This is a genomic window from Echinimonas agarilytica, from assembly GCF_023703465.1.
Classification (GTDB): domain Bacteria; phylum Pseudomonadota; class Gammaproteobacteria; order Enterobacterales; family Neiellaceae; genus Echinimonas; species Echinimonas agarilytica.
Genome location: NZ_JAMQGP010000001.1, coordinates 730,856 through 753,327 on the forward strand (window position 1 = coordinate 730,856; position 22,472 = coordinate 753,327).

At 47.1% G+C, this 22,472-nt stretch carries 23 protein-coding genes and 1 riboswitch; of the genes, 12 read left to right on the top strand and 11 right to left on the bottom strand.

Going from position 1 to position 22,472, the window contains the following annotated elements; translation table 11 throughout:
• Window positions 1-65 precede the first annotated feature (65 nt).
• Window positions 66-1,526 (top strand): DUF3360 family protein, encoded by a 1,461-nt coding sequence (locus NAF29_RS03095; RefSeq protein ID WP_251260018.1) that lies wholly within the window; start codon window positions 66-68, stop codon window positions 1,524-1,526.
• Between the two features lie 669 nt (window positions 1,527-2,195).
• Here the strand turns inward: NAF29_RS03095 and NAF29_RS03100 are convergent.
• Genes NAF29_RS03100 through NAF29_RS03110 form a run of 3 tightly spaced genes read right to left on the bottom strand, consistent with a single transcriptional unit; the run spans window position 2,196 to window position 5,177 of the window.
• On the bottom strand, window positions 2,196-2,744 hold the full coding sequence (locus tag NAF29_RS03100; protein ID WP_251260019.1) for a BPSL1445 family SYLF domain-containing lipoprotein: 549 nt from the start codon (window positions 2,742-2,744) through the stop codon (window positions 2,196-2,198).
• Between the two features lie 2 nt (window positions 2,745-2,746).
• Window positions 2,747-3,871: an anhydro-N-acetylmuramic acid kinase gene (locus NAF29_RS03105; protein WP_251260020.1), complete on the bottom strand. Its 1,125-nt coding sequence runs from the start codon at window positions 3,869-3,871 to the stop codon at window positions 2,747-2,749.
• Window positions 3,864-5,177, bottom strand: a complete 1,314-nt coding sequence (locus NAF29_RS03110) for a peptidoglycan DD-metalloendopeptidase family protein (protein ID WP_251260021.1) — start codon at window positions 5,175-5,177, stop codon at window positions 3,864-3,866. The genes NAF29_RS03105 and NAF29_RS03110 overlap by 8 nt, the downstream gene beginning before the upstream one ends.
• Before the next feature lie 157 nt (window positions 5,178-5,334).
• Between NAF29_RS03110 and tyrS the strand changes: the two genes are divergently transcribed.
• The gene (tyrS, locus tag NAF29_RS03115; RefSeq protein ID WP_251260022.1) at window positions 5,335-6,543 is read left to right on the top strand and encodes a tyrosine--tRNA ligase; all 1,209 of its coding nucleotides are present in this window, start codon (window positions 5,335-5,337) and stop codon (window positions 6,541-6,543) included.
• A gap of 68 nt (window positions 6,544-6,611) precedes the next feature.
• Here the strand turns inward: tyrS and NAF29_RS03120 are convergent, their stop codons facing one another.
• The 5 genes from NAF29_RS03120 to mtnN form a co-directional block, all read right to left on the bottom strand.
• Window positions 6,612-7,016, bottom strand: coding sequence for a hypothetical protein (locus NAF29_RS03120; RefSeq protein WP_251260023.1), 405 nt, complete (start codon window positions 7,014-7,016; stop codon window positions 6,612-6,614).
• A 74-nt stretch (window positions 7,017-7,090) separates the two neighbouring features.
• Window positions 7,091-7,699, bottom strand: coding sequence for a trimeric intracellular cation channel family protein (locus NAF29_RS03125; protein WP_285817587.1), 609 nt, complete (start codon window positions 7,697-7,699; stop codon window positions 7,091-7,093).
• 20 nt (window positions 7,700-7,719) lie between these two features.
• Window positions 7,720-8,130, bottom strand: a complete 411-nt coding sequence (locus tag NAF29_RS03130) for a DUF2721 domain-containing protein (RefSeq protein ID WP_285817588.1) — start codon at window positions 8,128-8,130, stop codon at window positions 7,720-7,722.
• Window positions 8,131-8,166: 36 nt separating this feature from the next.
• A complete protein-coding gene (locus NAF29_RS03135; protein WP_251260026.1) occupies window positions 8,167-9,132 on the bottom strand; it encodes a cobalamin biosynthesis protein CobD/CbiB in 966 nt (321 codons plus the stop codon).
• A gap of 3 nt (window positions 9,133-9,135) precedes the next feature.
• A complete protein-coding gene (gene mtnN, locus NAF29_RS03140; RefSeq protein ID WP_251260027.1) occupies window positions 9,136-9,831 on the bottom strand; it encodes a 5'-methylthioadenosine/S-adenosylhomocysteine nucleosidase in 696 nt (231 codons plus the stop codon).
• A gap of 171 nt (window positions 9,832-10,002) precedes the next feature.
• Between mtnN and dnaB the strand changes: the two genes are divergently transcribed.
• From dnaB to mepA, 4 genes are all read left to right on the top strand, one after another.
• The gene (gene dnaB, locus NAF29_RS03145) at window positions 10,003-11,400 is read left to right on the top strand and encodes a replicative DNA helicase (protein ID WP_251260028.1); all 1,398 of its coding nucleotides are present in this window, start codon (window positions 10,003-10,005) and stop codon (window positions 11,398-11,400) included.
• Window positions 11,401-11,406: 6 nt separating this feature from the next.
• On the top strand, window positions 11,407-12,492 hold the full coding sequence (gene alr / locus NAF29_RS03150) for an alanine racemase (RefSeq protein WP_251260029.1): 1,086 nt from the start codon (window positions 11,407-11,409) through the stop codon (window positions 12,490-12,492).
• A gap of 137 nt (window positions 12,493-12,629) precedes the next feature.
• The gene (locus tag NAF29_RS03155; protein WP_251260030.1) at window positions 12,630-12,998 is read left to right on the top strand and encodes a hypothetical protein; all 369 of its coding nucleotides are present in this window, start codon (window positions 12,630-12,632) and stop codon (window positions 12,996-12,998) included.
• 5 nt (window positions 12,999-13,003) lie between these two features.
• On the top strand, window positions 13,004-13,840 hold the full coding sequence (gene mepA, locus NAF29_RS03160; protein ID WP_251260031.1) for a penicillin-insensitive murein endopeptidase: 837 nt from the start codon (window positions 13,004-13,006) through the stop codon (window positions 13,838-13,840).
• Here mepA and malZ read toward each other — a convergent pair.
• Genes malZ through NAF29_RS03175 form a run of 3 tightly spaced genes read right to left on the bottom strand, consistent with a single transcriptional unit; the run spans window position 13,837 to window position 16,611 of the window.
• Complete coding sequence (gene malZ / locus NAF29_RS03165; protein WP_251260032.1) at window positions 13,837-15,675, bottom strand: maltodextrin glucosidase; 1,839 nt, start codon at window positions 15,673-15,675, stop codon at window positions 13,837-13,839. The genes mepA and malZ overlap by 4 nt on opposite strands.
• A gap of 47 nt (window positions 15,676-15,722) precedes the next feature.
• On the bottom strand, window positions 15,723-16,157 hold the full coding sequence (locus NAF29_RS03170) for a secondary thiamine-phosphate synthase enzyme YjbQ (protein ID WP_285817548.1): 435 nt from the start codon (window positions 16,155-16,157) through the stop codon (window positions 15,723-15,725).
• Entirely contained in the window at window positions 16,147-16,611 is a 465-nt protein-coding gene (locus tag NAF29_RS03175) for a chemotaxis protein CheX (protein ID WP_251260033.1), read from the bottom strand. The genes NAF29_RS03170 and NAF29_RS03175 overlap by 11 nt, the downstream gene beginning before the upstream one ends.
• A 327-nt stretch (window positions 16,612-16,938) precedes the next feature.
• Between NAF29_RS03175 and NAF29_RS03180 the strand changes: the two genes are divergently transcribed.
• The 6 genes from NAF29_RS03180 (at window position 16,939) to NAF29_RS03205 (ending at window position 22,463) form a co-directional block, all read left to right on the top strand.
• Window positions 16,939-17,814, top strand: coding sequence for a helix-turn-helix transcriptional regulator (locus NAF29_RS03180; protein ID WP_251260034.1), 876 nt, complete (start codon window positions 16,939-16,941; stop codon window positions 17,812-17,814).
• A gap of 343 nt (window positions 17,815-18,157) precedes the next feature.
• Window positions 18,158-18,266, top strand: a riboswitch (guanidine-I (ykkC/yxkD leader).
• A 77-nt stretch (window positions 18,267-18,343) separates the two neighbouring features.
• Entirely contained in the window at window positions 18,344-19,423 is a 1,080-nt protein-coding gene (locus NAF29_RS03185; protein WP_251260035.1) for a putative urea ABC transporter substrate-binding protein, read from the top strand.
• Window positions 19,424-19,432: 9 nt separating this feature from the next.
• On the top strand, window positions 19,433-20,263 hold the full coding sequence (locus NAF29_RS03190; RefSeq protein WP_251260036.1) for an ABC transporter permease: 831 nt from the start codon (window positions 19,433-19,435) through the stop codon (window positions 20,261-20,263).
• Window positions 20,256-21,080: an ABC transporter ATP-binding protein gene (locus NAF29_RS03195; protein WP_251260037.1), complete on the top strand. Its 825-nt coding sequence runs from the start codon at window positions 20,256-20,258 to the stop codon at window positions 21,078-21,080. The genes NAF29_RS03190 and NAF29_RS03195 overlap by 8 nt, the downstream gene beginning before the upstream one ends.
• A 13-nt stretch (window positions 21,081-21,093) precedes the next feature.
• Window positions 21,094-21,810 (top strand): urea amidolyase associated protein UAAP1, encoded by a 717-nt coding sequence (locus tag NAF29_RS03200; protein ID WP_251260038.1) that lies wholly within the window; start codon window positions 21,094-21,096, stop codon window positions 21,808-21,810.
• Window positions 21,811-21,824: 14 nt separating this feature from the next.
• The gene (locus tag NAF29_RS03205) at window positions 21,825-22,463 is read left to right on the top strand and encodes an urea amidolyase associated protein UAAP2 (RefSeq protein WP_251260039.1); all 639 of its coding nucleotides are present in this window, start codon (window positions 21,825-21,827) and stop codon (window positions 22,461-22,463) included.
• Window positions 22,464-22,472 lie beyond the last annotated feature (9 nt).

The window sequence follows — 22,472 nt, forward strand, 5'->3', positions numbered from 1 at the left end:
CAGAGCGTAAGTGGAATCTTAGTGCATTGCTTGACCGCCCCGCAAAAAGCAGAGGAAGAAAGTAGATGTCAAAAGATAAGCAGAAGTTTTATCGGGATATGCGCCGCAAAGCGCAGGATTTCGAAAGCCGTGAGGAGTTTTTGAATCACGATCTTAAGATCATGAGTTTTCGCCGGTGGGGTATTCACTTACCATTCCGCGATTACAGTATTGAGATTGAGGATTGGGTGCCTGCGCTGGCAGCGACCATTGGTAAAGTTGTTATGGTTGCGGCTATGGTTGCGGCATTTGCTGCTGAGTTTGGTTTGTCGCCGGAGTTTGTGGCTGAAAACGTGCGTTATGAATTGCTGATTGCAGGTGCTCTATTCGTTATTTTGTTCTCTGCGATCCTGAACCCGAATGCTAACTTGGCGGGTACCCATGGTCCGATGATCCCACTTATTCCGCTCATCGCTGCGGCCGGAGGGCATCCACTGGCACTGGGTATTATGGTGTGCGTGTTTGGTTTGATACTGGCATACACCAAAGGGGGCTCGAAATTAATGACTCTCACTGGGGTCGGTGTTCGAGGGGGGCTGTTGATCTACCTCGGTGCATTTGGCCTCATGGGGCAGATCAACAAGACCGAGGCGTGGGCATCGTCAACTGATCAGGGTTATATCGGTTTCGCGGTGATTGGCGTCACCGTACTTGTGTACGCCTACTTGGCGAAAATTGGTAAGCGCTGGTTGGCGATCCCGTTGTGTTCAGCGCTAGCAGGTATTGTTGCCTTTGGCCTTGGCGCGGACTTTGCGTTCTCTTCTGAGCCGGGGTTACCACACTTTAGTCCACTCTACTGGTGGGGCGAAGATACCGGTTGGCAGCTGGGCTGGCCTTCATTGAACCATTTTATTGCGGTCATGCCCTTTGCTCTGCTGGCTGTGGCCATGTGGTCGCCAGACTATTTGGGCCACCGAGTGTTCCAGGAGCTTAACTATCCAAAAGAAGCAAAAGGCGTACTGATGGATGTAGATGACACCATGGTAGGCGCTTCTATTCGTCAGGGTGTCGGATCTTTCCTTGGAGGCGGTAATCTGGCGTCATCATGGGGGACTTATATGATCCCCGCGGCTATCGCCAAGCGTCCTATTCCAGGCGGAGCGCTGCTTACCGGTATTCTGTGTATTTTGGCTGCGGTGCTCGGTTACCCAATGGATCTGGCGATGTGGGAGCCAGTATTGCGTGTGGCGCTGATAGTGGGTGTTTTTCTGCCATTGCTAGAGGCTGGTATGCAGATGATCCACAAACACAAAGACTCTTTGAGTGCAGGTATCTGCATCTTCGCCTGTGCTTTCGTTAATCCTGTATTCGGTTGGGCAACCACGATGCTGCTGGATAACATGGGCCTGATTGGTGATCATGAACGAGCGAAAGAGCTGTCAGCAAAAGATAAGTACCTGATCCCTGGTTTGGCCTTTGTAGTTTGTATTGGCTCACTGGCGATTGTTGGTCAGCTGCCAGGTATTCCTGCGTTGATTGGCAACTAACGTTAAGTTCTGTGAATCCGTTATAAACGTGGGCAGCCGAATGGCTGCCCTTTGCTTTTAATCCGCGGGAGTCTCCACCTGTTGCTCAAGGCTTGACGTTTATCAATGCCAAATGGTATCGCCGATCTGAAGTGATACCTAAAAAGTAGGTAAAGTAAGTTAGAGTTTAATCGCACTTGGCCGAACGCTAATAGACTGTGAATATTGGCCCAATCTAGATTGCTCGGAGCGCTAATTTGTGAAGTGCATCCATGGTGTGTTTTCTATCTTGTTTGGACTGGATGGTTAAGTCGCCGAAAAATGTCAGCTACATCACAGAAAGTATCAATTCGCTAATCCTTAATGGTTCCTCTTCTACTTCAATTTTTATCTGGAACTCAGGTTAAATTAGCTTTGTTAGCGGTATTGCAAAGTGTGGAATTGCTGCGTTGGTGGTAAGTGATGAACGCCAGATCCTGGATAGAAGCGAGCGCAATGTGAGTGAAAAGTGGCAGCCATTTATTGGCTACCTTAATAGTCAAACGACTTGGTTTACATTGATTGCAATGGCGATCGTTGTGGTGAGCTTCGTCATCAGCCTATATCGGATATATCGGCTGAAAACGAATGGTGTATTGGAATGATATTGATGATGCTTTGGAGCAGGAAGGTACCAGCTCCGAAAGCTGACTAGCGATCGATCTTAGTGATCTTTGAACCTTCGAGGTTAAGGTTGTACATCAAGCCTTTGTTGGAATAGATAAAGCCAATAATAGGCTGCTGAAGTGTTTGCGAGTCCAGTGTGCCGCCTGCGCCTAGAGTTGCGATGGCTACGCTACCATCAACACCTGTGCGCCAGCCTTCACTGTTTTTAAAGTCATTCAGCGCATCTTGTGTCATAAATAGGATGACTTGAGATTTAACTTGAGCACCCAGCTGAAAGCCAATTGAAGCTGCTGCTGTTGCGTAGTATTGGGTGGGTGTTCCATTCACCATGAGTACGCCCTCTCCATACTCACCGCCTAGGCCGATCCCTGCTTTGATGACACTGGGGAACACCAGAATTCCTTTGGCTTTTGCCGCGAGTTCTTTGGCCGCTTTATCTTGAGCATAGAGGCTTTCAAGAGCAGCTTGGGAACTAATATTAATTTCTTCTCGTGATGCAGCTTGGACCGCTGAGCTCAGGCTAAAAACGAGTGTAACGAACAGCCATACTCTCTTGGTGATAGAGATATTCATAATCATTCCTTTGTGAGGTTTTGGCTCGGGTACAGGCAGCCTAATACTCGATAGCCTCGTGCTCCGGTAACTTTTGGCACATTGGCTGGAATACGCTTTACGTAGCAATGCGCCAGCCAAGCAAAACAGGCCGCTTCTACCCAGTCAGGATGAAGCCCTATTTGTTCAGTCGTTGCAACAGGATGCGTTGGCATGGATTCTTGTAATTGTTCCATTAGCAATCCGTTATGTGCTCCACCGCCACAGACGTAAATGTGAGTCTTGGCGCGCGCTAACGGTCGAATTGCATCAGCAATACTATGCACTGTCAGTGCGTGTAAGGTTGCTTGTACATCTGATGATTTGTGCTGTTGCAAGTCCGACAAATATTGATTCAGCCAAGTCATATTAAAATACTCGCGCCCCGTACTTTTAGGTGCAGGGCGGTGAAAGTACTCGTCGGTCATCAGGTTGGCTAAAAGCTCATGATCCACATGACCAGAACGTCCCCAGTCGCCATTGGCATCATAGGGTTGACCGGTGTGTACTTGGCACCATTGGTCAATGAGGGTATTGCCAGGGCCAGTATCAAACCCAAAAATGGCATCGCTGTGAGCTGGCAAGTACGTTAGGTTGCCTATGCCCCCGAGGTTCAATACAACCGTTGGCTCTTGTTGCTCACCCATGAGCCAGGCATGAAAAGCCGGCACTAATGGAGCTCCTTGACCGCCTGCAGCCATATCCATACTACGAAAGTCGGCCACGGTATCAATTCCGGTCAGTTCGGCAATAATAGCGGCATCACCAAGCTGCAAGGTAAAGCGATGGTCGATGTCTGGCCGATGGCGAACGGTTTGACCATGACTTCCAATCGCGATGATGTCAGATGCACTAATTTGTGCTTTTTGCAGTAACAAATTCACCGCAGAAGCACTAAATTCGCCCAGCCATTGATGAGCACGGCCATAGCTGTCTAAATCGTCGTGACCGGGATTACAAAGACGCTGGCACAATGTAACGAGCGTATCAGGAAGCGGAAAGGTTTCTGCTGCGATGAGTGTCAGTTGGTGGTCTTCAAACTGCACCAGCGCAGCGTCTAAGCCGTCCATGCTGGTGCCAGTCATGAGTCCTATATAGTATTTACTCATCGTTTCCGGCCATAGCCAGAAGAATCTTTTGATTGCTATCAAGCTGGTGTGCGATCAGCTCTGATTGCTTAAGAAAGTTGGCTCTATCTGCTTTCGCAATAGGCATCGACTGTGGCAGTTTTACAGTTCTTGGATTCCGGTGAACACCGTCAACCAAGAATTCGTAGTGTAAGTGAGCGCCAGTGACGCGGCCCGTAGCACCCACGGTCCCAATCGTCATGCCTTGCTTCACACGTTGTCCAGTTTTGACGTGACGTTTGTGCAAGTGCAAGTACTTGGTGACATATCGCTCACCGTGTTTAATGAAGACGTAGTTGCCGTTCAAAGAGCTGTAGCCCGACTTGATGACTTTACCATCACCGGCCGATGATACTGGTGTTCCGGTACGAGCTGCATAATCGATACCTCGGTGAGGGCGAACTTTGCCTGTTACTGGGTGTAATCGACGCGGATTAAAACTAGAACTGATGTATTTAAAGTTAACCGGGGCACGCAAGAAAGCTTTGCGCATGGCATGACCATCAGGAGAGAAGTAATTGCCGTCCACATTGCGAATAGCACGGTGGCGTTCGCCTTGGTTGATGAATTCAGCGCCAATGATGTCACCGTAGCCTGCGAACTCACCATTGAGGTAACGAGTTTCATAAATCACGCTGAAACTATCGCCCTTGCGAATATCTAATGCAAAATCGATATCCCAACCAAACACATTGGCCAGTGACATAATTAAATTCGGTGTTAAACCAGACTCAATGCCCGCATTCCAGAAATTGGAGCGAATGGTGGCGCCGGCGTAGTCTGTTCGGGTTTCAAATTGTTTGACGTCAGTTTTAGCAGAAAACGAATCATCGCCTGCAGCTTGAACCAACAATGTTTCCGTTTCATTGATCGGGTAAGCAAGTTCGAGCAATTCGCCATTAGCGCCTTTGGCAAAGCTAATGCGATCACCGGGATGGATTTTTTTCAGCGCTTTCACAGGTTGTCCCAGCGCCATGATGTGATGCAAGGTTCTAGCTGAGAATCCAGCGCGTTGAAATAACTTCGCGAGGCTATCACCTGACTTGACACGCTCAACGTGCCAATCCAGCCGATTTTCTTCTACGGCGATCGCATTCTGACTTTCCGAGCTATCAATAGCCATTGGAATGGGGTAGCGTTTGTTGAGTTCAAGTTGCCATAGAGACTCAGCGTTACGCGTTGCTTTGGCCTGTTCTGTTGGCCAGATCATCCCAGTCAGAATGAATGCCGAGCATACCAATATTAACCAGCGATGGCTGGAAGGTATGCGGAGTATCATCCGCTTCATCACGTTTTCTCATTTATTATCGTTTATATGGAACCATGTAGTTTCATGATTCCGCGCACGGCACTTCGCCTTAAACAGCTAATAGATACTTATATTAGGTGTTTTTTTCAAGTACAATCCGCCAACTTTGTCGATTTTGTCTAAAAAGGGGCGATTAATGACCAACATCGAGACCGCACTTGCTGAAATTAAAAGGGGTGCAGAGGAAATCCTGGTTGAATCTGAACTGGTTGAAAAACTCAAATTAGGTCGGCCGTTGATCGTTAAACTTGGAGCGGATCCTACAGCGCCAGATATCCATTTAGGTCACACCGTTATTCTCAACAAGATGCGCCAGTTCCAGCAACTAGGCCATGATGTTGTTTTTTTAATCGGTGATTTTACCGGAATGGTGGGCGACCCAACGGGTAAAAACTCCACACGTCCTCCACTGACAAAAGAGCAGGTTTTGGCGAATGCCGAGACTTATAAGCAGCAAGTGTTCAAAATCTTAGATCCAGCTAAAACTCGAGTGGTATTTAACTCTGAGTGGTTGGCTGATTTAGGTGCTGAAGGCATGATTCGTTTGGCCGCAAAACAAACGGTTGCCCGCATGCTTGAACGTGATGATTTTAAAAAGCGTTACACGGGTGGTCAACCGATTGCCATTCATGAATTCATGTACCCGTTATTGCAGGGTTACGATTCAGTGGCGCTGGAAGCTGATATTGAGTTAGGTGGCACAGACCAAAAATTCAATTTGTTGATGGGCCGCGAACTGCAAAAAGATGCAGGTCAAAAACCTCAAGTGGTGATCACAATGCCATTGCTTGAAGGGCTGGACGGTGTGAAGAAAATGTCCAAGTCTGCTCATAACTACATTGGAGTGTCTGAGCCTGCCGACGAAATGTTTGGCAAGATCATGTCAATTTCTGACGATCTAATGTGGCGCTACTATCAGTTGTTGAGTTTCCGACCCTTGGCTGATATTGGGCAGTTGAAAGCCGATATCGAAGCGGGTAAAAACCCGCGTGATGTGAAAATAGCATTGGCGAAAGAAATTATTGCGCGCTTTCATGACGAAGACGCAGCCAACGCTGCAGAGCAAGCCTTTATCGCACGCTTCCAAAAAGGTGCTATTCCAGACGATATCGCTGAAGTCACCGTTGCAGCGACAGATGGTGGCATTGCGATTGCCAATTTGCTGAAAGAAGCGGGTTTAGTTGCATCGACTTCAGAAGCTATGAGAATGGTTAAGCAAGGTGCAGTGAAGCAAGATGGCGAGAAGGTAGAAGATACCCGTGCCGTGATTAATGCCGGCACCGAAGCCGTGTTCCAAGTTGGTAAGCGTAAATTTGCCAAAGTTACGGTTGCATCGTTCGCGTAAGCGATACGCGTATCATGTTCAAAAGCCCGGTGTCATACTGGGCTTTTTTGCGTCTGACGTTGCAATTCTCAATCGCAATAGCTAACGTCGAAATCGGGATGGTCTTTGCAGCGCCATGCCACTTTTACGTCTGAAAATTGCACCGATGGATGCCGTTTCTTCTGATCAAATTCAATATGATAAATCATCGCGTCGACGTCATTGGGCTGTGGCATTTCCGCCATCACAGTGACCCATTCCGGCAAATCACTATCAAGCAATGTTAAGTTTTCTTTGGGTTGACCAATAAAGTGAATAACCGCTTGTTTCGGGTCGCTGGCCCACGTTTGCGCGCCTTGTTCTGCTTCTTGTAATTGAGAATTAAACGAATGCACAGGTGCTTGGGCATAGCGAATGACCATGACCTTCTTGGCAAAACAGTGAGCGCTCATCAGCGCTGCGAATATGCCTGCAATTAAAACCAATTTTTTCATCAGTACAACTCTTTCCCATCGATGTTAAATCAGACAGCCAAGGTGTATTAAAGTTGCGAGGCGGTGCTATAAATTTATCGCGAAGAGAGGTTGGGTAGTGCTAATTGCCATCGGATTGCAGTGAGTCGGATGGTGAGGATGACGACCATTGCAATGAGCATTGCGTAGCGCTGATCCAGTGAATAATAGCTGAGTGCCGAATAGGTTAGGGCACCCATTAGTGATGCGGTGGCATAGATTTCACGTCGTAAAATGAGTGGTATTTGGCCGCTCAAAATATCTCGAATCATTCCGCCGGCAACTCCTGTCATGACTCCCATTACAATGGCAACCAATGAGCTGACTTCGGCCTGCATCGCCCGCTCCATTCCCATAATGGTAAAGAGCGCTAAGCCAAAAGCATCGGCAAGAGTGAGTACTCGATACTGCCATGCGCGAGCGAGCGGCCAGAGCATGGTTAACAACGCACTGACAAGAATGACATAGAGGTAGGTATTGTTACTGATCCAAAATACGTCAAAGCCCAGCAGTACATCTCGCAGAGTTCCGCCGCCAATTGCGGTAACGGCTGCCAGAATCAATACACCAAATGGATCCATTTGTTTTTGACGAGCAGCCATTGCGCCCGAGATTGCAAACACGGCAACGCCGAATAAATCCAAGCTGTATATCAAGTCTGACAAGGTCATTGGCAATCAACTCGTTATTTAGACATTTTGTGTTGGGTGCATTCGCGCTGAATATCTTCCAAATGAATATTCAGTGCTTCTGCTGAAATTCGAATCTCACGCACTGATAACAACAGTGAATAGGCAAGTAACACCAAACTGACGGCAAAAATAATAGAACCAACGTGGGAATAGCCTAAGTGTAAGCAAAACATACAGATCACACACAAAAAGAAACTCGTCACTGCATAGGCTTGCATCCGCTTGATCAACTCAATACGTTTTCGAAAATTATCGATTTGGCGAATAATGCGCTCGTCGCTCATATCTGCTTCTGAAAACGCGCGAATGACAGTTGCTAGGGTTAAAAATCGATTGGTGTACGCAAGTAGTAAAAGAGACACCGCAGGGAATAGGAGTGCGGGTGTCGAAATTGATAAATCCATCATGATTTAAGTCTAACTGGTTCGTTAAAGCGGCGGCTATAGTAACCAAATCCACTTTATAAGTACCAGCAACCAGATCAAACCGCACACCATTGTGATGTGAAATGAGGTATGGCTCAGAGCGTTTACAATATTGCGTGCGCTTGGTTCGGAAACACTATGAATACGCGGACGCTTGTACTTCACTTGATTATACAAGGCAGGGCCGCCCATATTGATCCGTAAACGCTGACTTGCCGCCGCAATTAAAATGCCTCTGGGGAGCGATGTAAACCGAGCTCCATCTTTGAGCACAAGGCCGCTGCGCTGCCCGACTCCAGATAACAGCAACCACATTCCCCAGACAATTTCTGGCAGCCAATCGACGAGCGATCGGCTTTTTTTGGCAAACCAGCCGAAGTAAGATTTATCTTGATGGCGAGGATGCCAGCACTGACTTACTTCCCACAGAACTTGATAGATTAAAGCTGCACCAATACCACCGATACAAAACCAAAAAATAGGGGCGAGTTGCGTGTGCCAACTGCGCAAATAAATCCCTTCAATAGCGCCTTTGTGAATGCCCAAGCTTGAAAGTGAATCACAATCACGTGCTAGCCAATGACCTAACAATGTTCTGCGCAATTGTTTTTGTGGAGCTTCTTCTAAAGTGGCAATTTGCAGCATTTGCCGTGCCATATTACGCCACTGCAAACACATCATGAGCACCACGGCTTGCGTTAAAATTGGAAATTCAGAGAGCTCCACAATGATCATCGGCAGTGGCACCCATACAACCAATGTAATGCATGTTGCCAATGCACCGGAGATTTTTTGTTGCTGCGGATCTTGGCGATGGGGAAAATGAACTTTATGACGCAATCGATGCGCGAAGGCCTGCAATAACTGCCGAGGGTGATAAGCGGCTGGAATGCGAATAAGCCGCTCGAGCACCAAAGCAATAGTGACCACCACCCATGTCTGATGGGCGGTTAAGAAGTGGATGACATCATCGAATAACACGAATTAATTCAATTGAGGCAGCATGGCGAGAATGAACTGAGACGAATGCGCTGCGGCTTGTTCTAAGAAATCATCGAATGATACCGATGACTCTTTACCGGCAATATCAGACAAGGCTCGAATGACGACAAAAGGCACGTCAAATTTGAAGCATACATGAGCAATAGCAGCGGCTTCCATTTCACATGCAATCATGGTTGGAAATTGACTGCGGCACAGCTCTACGCGCTCAGGGTCCGACATGAAAATATCGCCGGTACAAATGAGCCCCGTTTTAGCTTGAACACCATTCATTTGTGCAATGGTTTGGGTTGCTGTAGCAATGAGCTTTGAATCTGCCGCAAATGCTGCTGGTAGGCTAGGGAGCTGGCCCATTTCATAGCCAAATGCAGTGACATCGGCATCGTGGTAGCGAACTTCAGAAGAGATCACAACATCACCCACGTTCAAGGCTTGGTCAAATCCGCCGGCCGAACCTGTATTGATGACACAATCGGGCTGAAAGCGTTCAAGTAACAGCGTGGTACCAATGGCTGCGGCTACTTTTCCTATGCCACATTGTAACAAGGTCACATCATGCCCCAAGAGCTTGCCACTATAAAAAGTACTGCCGGCAAAATGATGAGTTTCACACTGTTCAATCTGTTCACGCAGGATGGCGACTTCCTGCTCCATTGCGCCAATAATACCTACTCGCATGGGGTTTGTCTTAGTCTTTGAATCGTGAACGGAGTTTACCCCAAATCCGTGGCTTCAACTAGCTGCTTTGTAGGAGCGAATCGCATCAGAAGATCTTAAATCTTTGGTAAAAACGAATGACATGAACACCCCTTTGACTGATAATGTTCGGCCAAATTGAGAAGGTGAATTATGGCTACCCCTCCACAAAAAACGCGTCCTAAAGATCCGCAGGTTGAGTCTTTAAAGGTTCCACCGCATTCGCTTGAAGCTGAGCAGTCTGTGTTAGGCGGAATTATGCTCGACAACGAAGCATGGGATCGCGTATCTGAAAAAGTGGTGGCACAGGACTTTTACCGTCGGCCTCACCAGCTCCTTTTTGCCACGATGGCGCGTCTGGTAGAAACCGGTAGTCCGGTTGATTTGGTGACTCTGGCTGAATCCTTAGAAAACGAGGGTAATCTCGATAACGTGGGCGGTTTTGCTTATATTGCAGAAATTGCCAAAAACACACCTAGTGCTTCAAATGTGGGCTCTTATGCAGAAATTGTAAGAGAGCGCGCCGTCATGCGAGAAATGATTGGCGTGGCGAATGAGATTGCTGAAGCTGGTTTTGATCCCCAAGGCCGAAAAGCAGCAGAGCTGTTGGATATGGCCGAAAGCAAGGTCTTCAAAATTGCAGAAAGCCGCACCAATGCCAGTGAGGGGCCACAAAATTTAACCTCAATTTTGACCAAAACTGTCGAGAAGATCGAACAGTTATTTAATAACCCGCACGATGGTGTGACCGGCGTTGATACAGGCTACACCGACTTAAATAAAATGACGGCGGGTTTGCAACCATCAGATTTAATCATTGTTGCCGCGCGCCCATCTATGGGTAAAACCACATTCGCCATGAACTTGTGTGAGCATGCGGCATTAACCCAAGACAAACCCGTACTCATTTATTCATTGGAGATGCCTTCCGATCAGATCATGATGCGGATGCTAGCCTCACTGAGCCGAGTGGATCAAACACGAGTCCGTACCGGTCAACTCGAAGATGAAGATTGGGCTCGTATCTCGGCCACCATGGGCATGTTAGTCGAGCGCGGAAAACTCTATGTAGACGATTCATCGGGTCTGTCACCAACCGATGTGCGTTCGCGCGCGCGACGTATTGCACGTGAACATGGCGGTATTAGCATGATCATGGTGGATTACTTGCAGCTGATGCAAGTGCCGGGGATGAGCGAAAACAGAACGCTCGAAATTGCAGAAATATCGCGTTCTCTTAAAGCCCTAGCAAAGGAATTAGAGTGCCCAGTTGTGGCATTGTCGCAGTTGAACCGTTCATTGGAACAACGGGCTGACAAGCGCCCGGTAAACTCTGACTTGCGTGAATCGGGATCGATTGAGCAAGATGCCGATTTGATTATGTTCATTTATCGGGACGAAGTTTATAACGAAGACAGCCCCGATAAAGGTACTGCGGAGATTATTATCGGCAAACAGCGTAATGGTCCAATTGGTCGATTACGACTTACTTTTCAAGGCCAATTTTCTCGTTTTGATAATCACGTTGGCCCGGGCTTTATTGAGGATTAATTGATCGTGCACGTTGCCGTCGCCACCATTTCTCGTGCCGCATTAGCGCACAATTTACAACGGGTGCGTGAATACGTGCCCAATTGCCCTGTGATGGTGATGCTCAAAGCAAATGCATATGGGCATGGTATTGTCGAGGTTGCAAAGGCTCTGGCCGATGCCGATGCTTTTGGTGTCGCACGATTGCAAGAAGCGGTGACTCTTCGTAAAGCAGGCTTTAAGCAGCGCATTGTGTTGCTCGAAGGCTTTTTCTGCGACCGTGAACTACCACTGATTTGTGAATTATCGCTCGAAGCTGTTGTGCACCAGCAATGGCAAATAGATGCGCTGTCTCAAGCAACACTGTCACAGCCTATTCGTGTTTGGCTCAAAGTTGACTCAGGTATGCATCGACTGGGGATTCCACCGGAAGCCGTCACACCTGCATTGCAGCAGCTCAAATTGCTACCACATGTACTTGCTGACATGAACATGATGACCCATTTTGCCTGTGCTGACGATCTTAGTAGTGGTATGACGGCCACTCAAATTAAGTCTTTTAATACGCAACTCAAGACGTTTAAATCGATCTGCCCAAGTGGTGAGGTTTCTCTTGCAAACTCTGCCGCGATTGTAGCCCACAAGCAAAGCCATCAGGGATGGGTTCGTCCGGGTATTATGCTGTATGGCGCGAGTCCGATGTTGAATGGTTCGGCTGAAGACCATCAGTTAATGCCTGTCATGAGTTTGACCTCCAAAGTGATGGCCGTGAGGAACCTTAAAGCAAACGAGACTGTTGGATATGGAGCGACTTGGAGCTCTGACAAAAATACCCGAATTGCCGTCGTCGCCATTGGTTATGGCGACGGTTATCCGCGTCACGCGGCCAATGGAACCCCCGTTTTGATTAATGGGCAGCGTTGTGCGCTGGTGGGCCGAGTATCGATGGATATGATCACTGTCGATATTGGACTCGTAGATGTAGCAGTCGGGGATGATGTCGAGTTGTGGGGCAGTGGTTTGTCGGCGAATGAAGTGGCTGCAAGTGCCGGTACAATTGCTTACGAATTGTTTTGTTCAGTGACACAACGGGTTTTATTACGGTACATCTGATCATGTTCAGCTTTTGTTCAGATAAATAGGCTATATTGTCAACGTAAAATAACAATATGTTACTGTGTCGTTTCACCTTTAGTGAACTAAGCTTTAGTGTGAGATTGGTGAAGTATTTGAAATTAGGGACTTTAAAAATGAGATCACTTGTATTTGCTGTATCGATATTGGCGGCGACCTCAGTATTCGCTGAAGAAAAGCAACTCGCTGATGAGTTGGTGCCGATTGCGGCAGAAGCGAAATATTTGATTGCTCAATGTGGACAAGATTTAGATCCTGAGCGCTTTGTTGATTTGTCGAAAATCTATGCATATACCAATGGCTATTCGCCTGATTCAGAAATCGATTGGGATTATGTAAAACTAGAATCACATAAATTATTTATGCAAATGCAGCAAGATCTGCCGAATGCCAGCGGTTGTGACAATCTTTTGGAAAAATTCGCAGACTCACTTCCTGCATTACAAACCAAGCCTGAATTGAAACTCGAACCAATCGTCGAGTAGATCAAATGGCCTCAGTCAGAATAGTTCTATTTTGGCTGACTTTACTGACTTCCATGTGCGCAACACTTGCTCATGCAGCAGGCACACCTTGGGAGTCAGTGCGTACACCTACCTCTTTATCTCCAAACTCTATCGGTAGTTATTCCAATGGATGTGTTGATGGTGCTCAACCATTACCTCTAGTTGGCAACGGTTATCAGGTGATTCGCGCACAAAGGCAACGATATTTTGGCCATCCTGAATTGATTTCTTACCTTCAAGATCTAGGACTTCGGGCTGCAAGTTTAGAATTACCACGTATCTTAGTGGCAGATATGGCAATGCCCCGTGGCGGACGGTTTAACTCGGGTCACAAATCTCACCAATCTGGACTTGATGCGGATATATGGATGCGCATGTCAACGTCTGTACTGCCGCCAGAAGAGGCAGAAAAACCTTGGTCGTTACCGGTTGTGGACGTTCACCAATTCAAACTATTAGAAGATAAGTGGACTCAAGATCAAGCTCTCATGATCCAGTTGGCGGCTGATGACAATCGCGTAGAACGAATTTTCGTGCATCCAACCATTAAACAAAAATTGTGTCAGAGTGATTGGAAAAAGCGAGATTGGTTGAGAAAAATTAGACCTTGGTGGGGGCACTACGCACACTTTCATGTCCGTTTAAAATGCCCTGAAGGAAATGCAGACTGCAAACCTCAAAAACCGCCACCAGAAGGAGAGGGCTGTGGAGATGAGTTACTGTCTTGGTGGCCTGATCCGAATAAAAAACCGGCCAAAGCAACTAAGCCCAAGCCACCACCGCCGATGCTGCCACAATGCAAAGCCGTGCTCGAAAGCTAGCGAATTAAATGCCAAACGGCGCAACCATAGGCAGGTAATTCAATAGTGTTGTCTTGCCATTGAGCTTCCCCTATAACCTTTTCTTTTCGATTCGGGGTGCAATCCCACTGGCTCAACGTAACTTGGCGTTGGGTGCTCGATGCGCCTCTATTGATGGCAATAACAGTGGCGTGTTGCGCATCAAACCGAATAAAAATAAACACATCACCTTTGGCGTGCAAAGTGGCGTATGCTCCGGTTTGCAACACCGGTGTATTTTGTCGAAGCGCGATACAGGTTTTATACCAGTCTAATAGTTCTGTATTCCAACTGAGTTCAGTCCAATCAAAGCATGCACGGCAATAAGGGTCGTTCTGGCCAGACATCCCCACCTCATCACCATAGTAAATACTGGGCACACCTGGATAGGTCATTAACATCATCACGGCTTGCTTCATTACATCGAACTGCTCGTTCACCAGTGTGAAAAAACGAGCCGTATCATGACTGTCGAGCAGATTGAACTGGCACAACTGATGCTCAAATGAAATTTGCGTCCGCGCGTCAGTCAACCATTCATCAAAGTCTTCGGCATCAATTTGACAAGGTTGGTAAGCTATATCTTGCGATGCGAAAAATGCCCGAACTGGCGTGGCAAAGCCATAGTAGTTCATCGCCGCGTCTTCTTGATCACCTTGCAGCCAACGTGTTGCTTCGAAAAAGTGTTCACCTAACACCATCGCATTCGGTTGCGCTTCTTTGACTGCGTGCCGTATTTGTTGCATGCGTGCTGCGTTGTTGCGCGCACCTTCACCATCGCCCAACATATGAATCACATCAAGCCGCCAACCATCAATGTGGTAAGGTTCTGAAAGCCAATATTGAATGGCACCTTCGCTGGGATTGCAGAAGTAATCTTGTACGTGCTCGTTGCTCCAGTCCAACGTTGGCAATGTGTGAGCACCTTTCCAACAGTGATAGGAATCTGGATTAGCAATGTCGAAAAAGAAGTAGCGCTGTGCATTCACACCTGCGGTGTTTTGATACGCACCTTCAATATCGGATTCAGACCAGCGGTTAAACCAAGGATGATTCTCCGATGTGTGATTGAAAACTGCATCCAACACGATTTTCATACCACGCTGATGAACATCATGACACAGCTTTTGCAACGCGCTGTTACCGCCTAAATGAGGGTCAACGTTAAGGTAATCTTGTGTGTCGTAGCGGTGCGTACTTGGCGAGTCAAACACGGGGTTTAGGTATAAAGCGGTAGCGCCAAGTTCGCGAATATAGTCGAGGCTTTGCTGAATACCTGGTAGGTCGCCGCCATAAAAAGCAAGGTGGTCGCCTTGATCAAGGATGGGATCGCCCCAGTTCATAGCTTTTACCGGTTGTGTACCGTGATAAAGCCGCTCGTTGTCTTTTACATTAAGAGCGCTATCGCCATTGCAAAAACGATCTGGAAACACCTGATAAAAAACCTGATGTGGAATCCAATCCGGAGGTACATTAGATGTGAGCCAACGAAACTGTCGATGTCGCAGCGGCGCACGCTTAGTTACACCCGCAGCATCGAGCCAAAACTGCTGAGTATGGCTGAGGATCTTGAAGCTATACATGAATTGAATGTCATGAGTTGAAATGCTGACGCTGGCAGACCACCACTGCCAGCGGCCATCATCAAGTTCTAACACCATGGGGGTTAGCGCTTCTTCATTATCTGGTTCGGTACGCAGCAGCACCGACGTAAGCTCATGGCCAGAGCTAATGCGGATGCGTATTGCAAGTTTTTCACCTGAAATGTGACGGTATTCAGGAAGTGGAAAATGGTACATCGCGGGAGCGGGCAACATGAACAAACTCCATCGCCAGAAGCTGGCGGGTATTGACAAATTCTAGCTTAAGTTTGACCTTGAGCGGTGATGATCATAGAGCGTCCGCTCGCATGATCACGGTGTTCGCACAGGTAAATGCCTTGCCATGTGCCTAATGCAAGTTTGCCATTTCGAATTGGAATCGAGACGCTGGCACCTAAAATAGACGATTTCAAATGCGCGGGCATGTCATCCGGGCCTTCATAGGTATGCGCATAATACGGCGCATTTTCCGGAACCATGTGGTTGAAGTGACGTTCAAAATCACCGCGTACCGTTGGATCGGCATTTTCATTAATGGTCAAAGATGCTGAGCTGTGGCGAATAAACACATGTAAAAGCCCAACTCGAATTTGGTTGAGCCCAGTTATTGCGTGTTCAATGTCATGAGTAATCAGGTGAAAGCCGCGAGAGTATGCTCTCAAGTGCAGCTCTTCTTGCAGCCAAACACTATTTATCAAAACAGATCTCTAAATACGCTTTGCCGAAGTCACTTTCAAATGGAACGATAAGCTTTGCGCCTTTCGCTTTGTGGGTAATGGTGTGGGCAGGGCCTGATACGACGGCTGGAGTGGCCATGTCGAAATCAAAGCCTTTGTCGCTCAATAAGTTTTTGGCACCACCTGTGACCATATTGGTAATTTCACCTACCATATCGGTGACTTCATCAGTGATTCCAGCAGGGCGTTCGCCCAACATACGTTGCATTATTTCAAGTGCTAAACTCGCTTCTAAACTCAAAGAGAACGAGCCTTTTGTTTTCTGTCCTATCATGCCAATGAGCCCAGAAACATCACCGCGTGCAACTTCATCTCGTTTAAGTCCAGGCTTTCCCGGTTTGAGTTCCACTCCAGCCATCGTCGATATAACGTTTTGCAGAGATGACAAAAATGGGTTAATGAATTCAGCGTTCATGAAATTCTAGGTGTCCTATGCGGTTTTATTACGGCTTAAACTGAGCTAGTCCTGATTTTAATCTTATTTGTCACTTTGACAACCGTTGAGAGTTGTTAGAAATCAAGTATCTCCTAGTTTCATTGTAGATTAATCCGACGAATTTACTGGCTTTAACCGATATCAAAGCTTCCAAAATGGAATTTAATTTGTATTTTCAAAAATATGCAAAAGAATCAGAGGTCAATATATCGATTAAATTTCAATCAAAGTTGTCACCAATATGATTGCATCATGGTGTGCATTTGGATTAGATTGGTGTCACTGATGTCATGAACAGAGATAACAATGGATTTAGAGCAACTTTCCCATGCGCAAAAAGAGCGCCTTGCGTTTATCGACTTCAATCTCAATTATTTTGGCGAAGTGGCGCGTTCTGATTTAATTCAGCGGTTCAAAACCGGGTTGGCGGCAGCAACGCGAGATTTTTCGGCTTATAAGCAATTAGCGCCGGATAATTTGGTGTTGTTGCATACCACCAAAAGCTACCATCGGACTGCGCAATTTAAAGCGGTATTTGAACAAAATCCAGAGAGTGTTTTAGCAGGCTTAGCGCGAGGCTTTGGCGACGGCCTATCGCACCCCATTCAACCGAGTCAAACTTGTTTTGATGCCATTCGATTGATTCATCCAGATGCTGAGGTGATTTCAACACTGATGCGAGCAATTCATCATCAAAATGCGGTGTCTTGTCGTTACGTATCAACCTCGTCTGGTGAGAGTGAACGTCAGATTGTTCCTCATAGCTTGGTCAACAATGGCCACCGTTGGCATGTCAGAGCATTTGATCGGCGGAGCCAGACTTTTCGTGATTTTGTATGTACACGATTTACCGAATTGCATATTTGGGGCGAGCCTATTTCTAGCGTTGAACATAGAGAGCGCGACAATCAATGGAATCGTATCGTTGATCTAAAATTGATTCCTCATCCTTCATTGCCGCATACCCAAGCGATTGAAATGGACTACGGCATGCAAGACGGCGCGCTGCGGTTAGAAGTTCGAGCCGCACTGGCGGGCTATTTGTTACGTCAATGGAATGTGGACTGCTCTGGGCATGCTGAACGGGCGGCAGATGGGTGCCAGTTAGCGTTGGCGCACCGAGAAGCTTTATTCGGGGTTGATAATCTCGCTTTAGCGCCGGGGTTCTCGCCTGAACCGTAACGGAATTGGTGAGTTGAAATAGACGCTCACCGCATGCGCTTTATGTTGTGTTGATCTAAAGTACCATTTTGATGCGGTGTTCACTATTGGTGCGTTTGTGCAATGATTTACGATTTAATTGGTGCAAGTTGTGCACGTGAGCGTGTGATGGTGAATGGCGCGCAATACTGATTAGAACGGGTTTTGAGCCTGAATATTGTTGATTGGCATAGCATTTGCTCTTATTTACAACATTGCACCGAGAGAGAATATCTCCGCATATCGTTAAATAAAGACCGTCAGACTGAGCCGTTTAGGCGCATTACAGCAGGCTTTCTAACATAGGCGTTGACCACAATTTGATTTAATGGACATCTAGGGTTCCGGCTCAATGCGAACGCAATTTGAGCGACTGGACCGAGAGTTGTCAACCTCACCAAGAGGTCACACGGAGGGATAAAAGCCCGGGAGATCGACCTTTACGGTTTAAATCTCTCGTGCCCAAGGTTTCTTTATGTGACCCCAAAATATAACCAAGGTGAGGTTAATTATGTTGAAAGCAATCCGTCCGTTTACCCGCGTAATTGCATTGTCTGCCACGTTGTTGGCAACGGCATTTACATCGCAAGCCGTTCAGGCACAGGAACAAACAGAATTTAAATTAGCTTGGACTATCTACGTCGGTTGGATGCCTTGGGACTATGGTGCCGCATCGGGCATTGTCGACAAGTGGGCCGATAAGTACGGCATCAAGATCGAAGTGGTGCAGGTGAATGATTATGTTGAATCGATTAACCAATTCACAGCAGGACAATTTGATGCAACGGTAATGACCAATATGGATGCCTTGACTATTCCAGCAGCGAGTGGAGTGGATTCAACGGCTCTCATTGTGGGAGATTTCTCAAATGGTAATGACGGGGTTGTTTTAAAAGGCGATAAAACCTTAAAAGACATTAAGGGCCAGCAGGTCAACCTCGTTGAATTAAGTGTGTCTCATTACTTGCTTGCGCGTGCTCTTGAGTCGGTGAACATGACTGAACGTGACGTAAAGGTGGTGAACACCTCTGATGCGGATTTGGTGGCTGCATTTACAACCGCAGGTGTGACATCAGTGACGACTTGGAATCCATTGCTAAGTGAAATCACGGCCATGCCAAGCACGTCTAAAGTGTTCGATTCGTCTATGATTCCCGGTGAAATTATTGATCTATTGGTTGTGAATACCGACACACTGAGTGCAAACCCGAAGTTGGGTAAGGCTCTGACAGGTGCTTGGTATGAAATTCTCGCCACCATGTCGGGTTCTGACGATGCCGCAATCAAAGCTAAATCCTTTATGGCTGAAGCTTCAGGTACCGACCTTAAAGGTTACGAAGCACAGCTTGCATCGACCAAAATGTTTTATGCCCCTAGCGATGCTGTTGCCTTTACTCAAAGTAAAGATCTGACTGCGACGATGAAGAAAGTATCTGAGTTTTCATTCGAACATGGTTTGTTAGGTGATGGTGCGCCAGATGCCGGTTTCATCGGTATTGAAACACCTGCAGGCGTGTATGGCGATGCCGCCAATGTGAAATTGCGTTTTACCTCTGAGTACATGGAAATGGCGGCAAAAGGCCAGCTCTAAGGGGTCTTTATGACACGCATTATTAATCGTCAACCGGGCCGCTACGGGCGGCTCGTTCTTGGCTTGATGCCATTCGTGATTTTGCTTGCGGTTTACATTGTTGCGTCAGATGCTCGGCTTGCCGAAAACCCCAGTGATAAATTACTACCCTCGCTCAGCTCGTTTGTTGATGCTATCACTCGTATGGGCTTTGAGCCTAGCAAACGTACCGGTGAATACCTCATGTGGAATGACACATTAGCGAGTTTACATCGCTTATGTATGGGGGTTGGTATTAGTGCACTAATTGGCTTAGCTATTGGTGTGGGAAACGGCATGATCCCGTTCATGCGGTCGCCTCTTTCTCCGCTAGTGACAGCTCTATCGTTAATCCCCCCAATGGCCATTTTGCCCATTTTGTTCATTACATTTGGGTTAGGTGAGTTGTCGAAAGTGGTGCTGATTGTGATTGGGATCTGCCCGATTATTATTCGCGATATTCAACTTCGAACAGACTCTCTACCAAACGAGCAGCTGATCAAAGCACAAACGCTGGGCGGTAATAGTTGGCAAATTATTGCGCGTGTCGTGTTGCCTCAAACTCTTCCTCGATTAATCGAAGCCGTTCGGTTAACGCTGGGCAGTGCATGGCTATTTCTAATTGCAGCAGAAGCGATTGCCGCCACCGAAGGTCTGGGATATCGCATCTTCTTGTTGCGCCGCTACTTAGCCATGGATGTGATTCTTCCATATGTGTTTTGGATTACGTTATTAGCCTTTTCCATGGATTGGTCACTCAAACGCCTGTCTATACTGGCGTTTCCTTGGTACCACAAAGAACAAGGAGGCCGTCATGAGTGATCGGAAAAAGCCAATCATTGAAATTAAAAATGTGTGGAAAGAGTATGACGACAACGTGGTGCTTGAGCGCTTGAATTTGTCGGTAGATGCGGGTGAATTCATAAGTATTGTGGGCGCTTCGGGTTGTGGTAAAACTACATTTTTGAATTTGATGTTGGGCACCGAGCAAGCCAGCCGAGGACAAATCTTATTGGACGGTCAGCCATTTGATCCCGAACCCAATGTTGAACGCGGCATCGTATTCCAAAAGTATTCAGTTTTTCCTCACCTCACCGCCTTACAAAACGTCATGCTTGGCGATGATTTTAGTGCACGCTCGCTGACCGGGTTTTTATTCGGGCGAGCCAGTGGTAGTGCAAAACGAAATGCTAAAGAAAAAGCCATGGCAATGCTTGAAAAGGTAGGATTAGGCCACGCTGCACATCAATACCCAAGTGAACTTTCAGGAGGAATGCAACAACGCTTAGCGATTGCTCAAGCACTATTGAAACAACCTCGTATTTTGTTGTTGGATGAACCTTTTGGTGCTCTCGACCCTGGCATTCGCAAAGACATGCATGGGTTAATTAGCGAGCTCTGGAAGGAGCAACAGCTTACCGTTTTCATGATCACTCATGATTTGAGTGAAGGTTTTGAGCTCGGAAGCCGTTTATGGGTATTCGACAAACTCAGACACGACCCTCAAGCCCCCGAACGATTTGGAGCGCAAGTGACGTTTGACATTCCCTTGGAGCATTCGAACGATTCAACAGAGCATTTAGAGCAACTGCAACATGTTGCAAAAACTTCCAATCTGACGACCCAAGTCAGTGTGTGAAAGGACTATTTCTATGGCCCAGAAAATTTTTAGTGATGTTATTCCCGGCGCAAGCCATTGGTCGCTTGTTGTCCCCGCAGGTCACAGCCTTACTTTTATCGATGTGAACGGTGGCGCCAATGTGAGCCTGCTGTTTTACAATCCAGTCAATCCTCTTGAGCGTTATAACGCGCCCGATACGCTTAAGTGCCAACACACTTTCAAATTAACCACAGGTCATTGTTTGTACTCTGACATGGGGCGTATTTTTTGCTCTGTTGTGGCGGATGATACCGGCTGGATCGACACGGTTGGTGGTCTTGCCAATGAACAAAAAGTGACGCAAAAGTGGGGACAGAGAGATTACCAAAAAGACAGAAACCAGTGGCATCAAAATGGCTACGACAGCATGTTAGTTGAAGTGGCAAAGTACGGGCTAGGTAAACGAGACTTGGCCGCAAACTTGAATTTGTTCAGCAAAGTGCAAGCCGATGGGCAAGGTAATTTATCGTTTGTTGAACATCACAGCAAAGCGGGCGATCAAATCACACTTCGATTTGAGATTGACACATTGGTCGTGCTTAGCACCTGCCCACATCCAATGAATTCTGCTGAGGAATACCCATTCAACTCGATTGAAATGAGCTTAAGTAAATCAGCTCCAGTGCTTGCTGATGACGCATGCAAAACGTCACGTCCTGAAAATGAACGTGGATTTGAAAACAACCATCGCTACTGCAGCCACGCATAAAGGAGATTTTCTTAATGATTCAACATAGTCATTTGTTAGCCGAACACGCCGTGCGCTCAGACGTAGTTAAAGCCGGGGACTACTACATGGAAGTGGTCAAAGCCGGACAAACGATTCGGATTTTAGACATTGAAGGCAATCAGGCCGCCGATACCTTGTTCTACAATGCCATCGATCCGAGTGAGCGCTACAGTGCCGTCGACACCATTCGAGAACAGGGCAATGTGTACCTCACCGCAGGGTCTACATTGCTGTCAAATGAAGGGCGCGCAATGCTTGAAATTGTGGCAGACACCTGTGGCCGTCATGACACGGTGGGAGGTGCATGCGCCACAGAAAGTAATACAGTTCGATACGCTTTAGAAAAGAAGTGCATGCATGCCTGCCGAGACAGCTGGTTGTTGGCAGTGGCGCAAAATGAGCACTTTGGCATGACCAAGCGTGACATCACCCACAACATCAATTTCTTCATGAATGTACCTGTGACGGCCGAAGGTGGCCTGACGTTTGAAGATGGCATTAGTGGTGCGGGCAAATACGTTGAGCTTAAAGCTCAAATGGATGTCATTGTCTTGGTGTCGAATTGTCCTCAGCTCAATAATCCATGCAACGCATACAATCCAACGCCTATTGAAATCTTAGTCTGGAATTAGACGTCATCA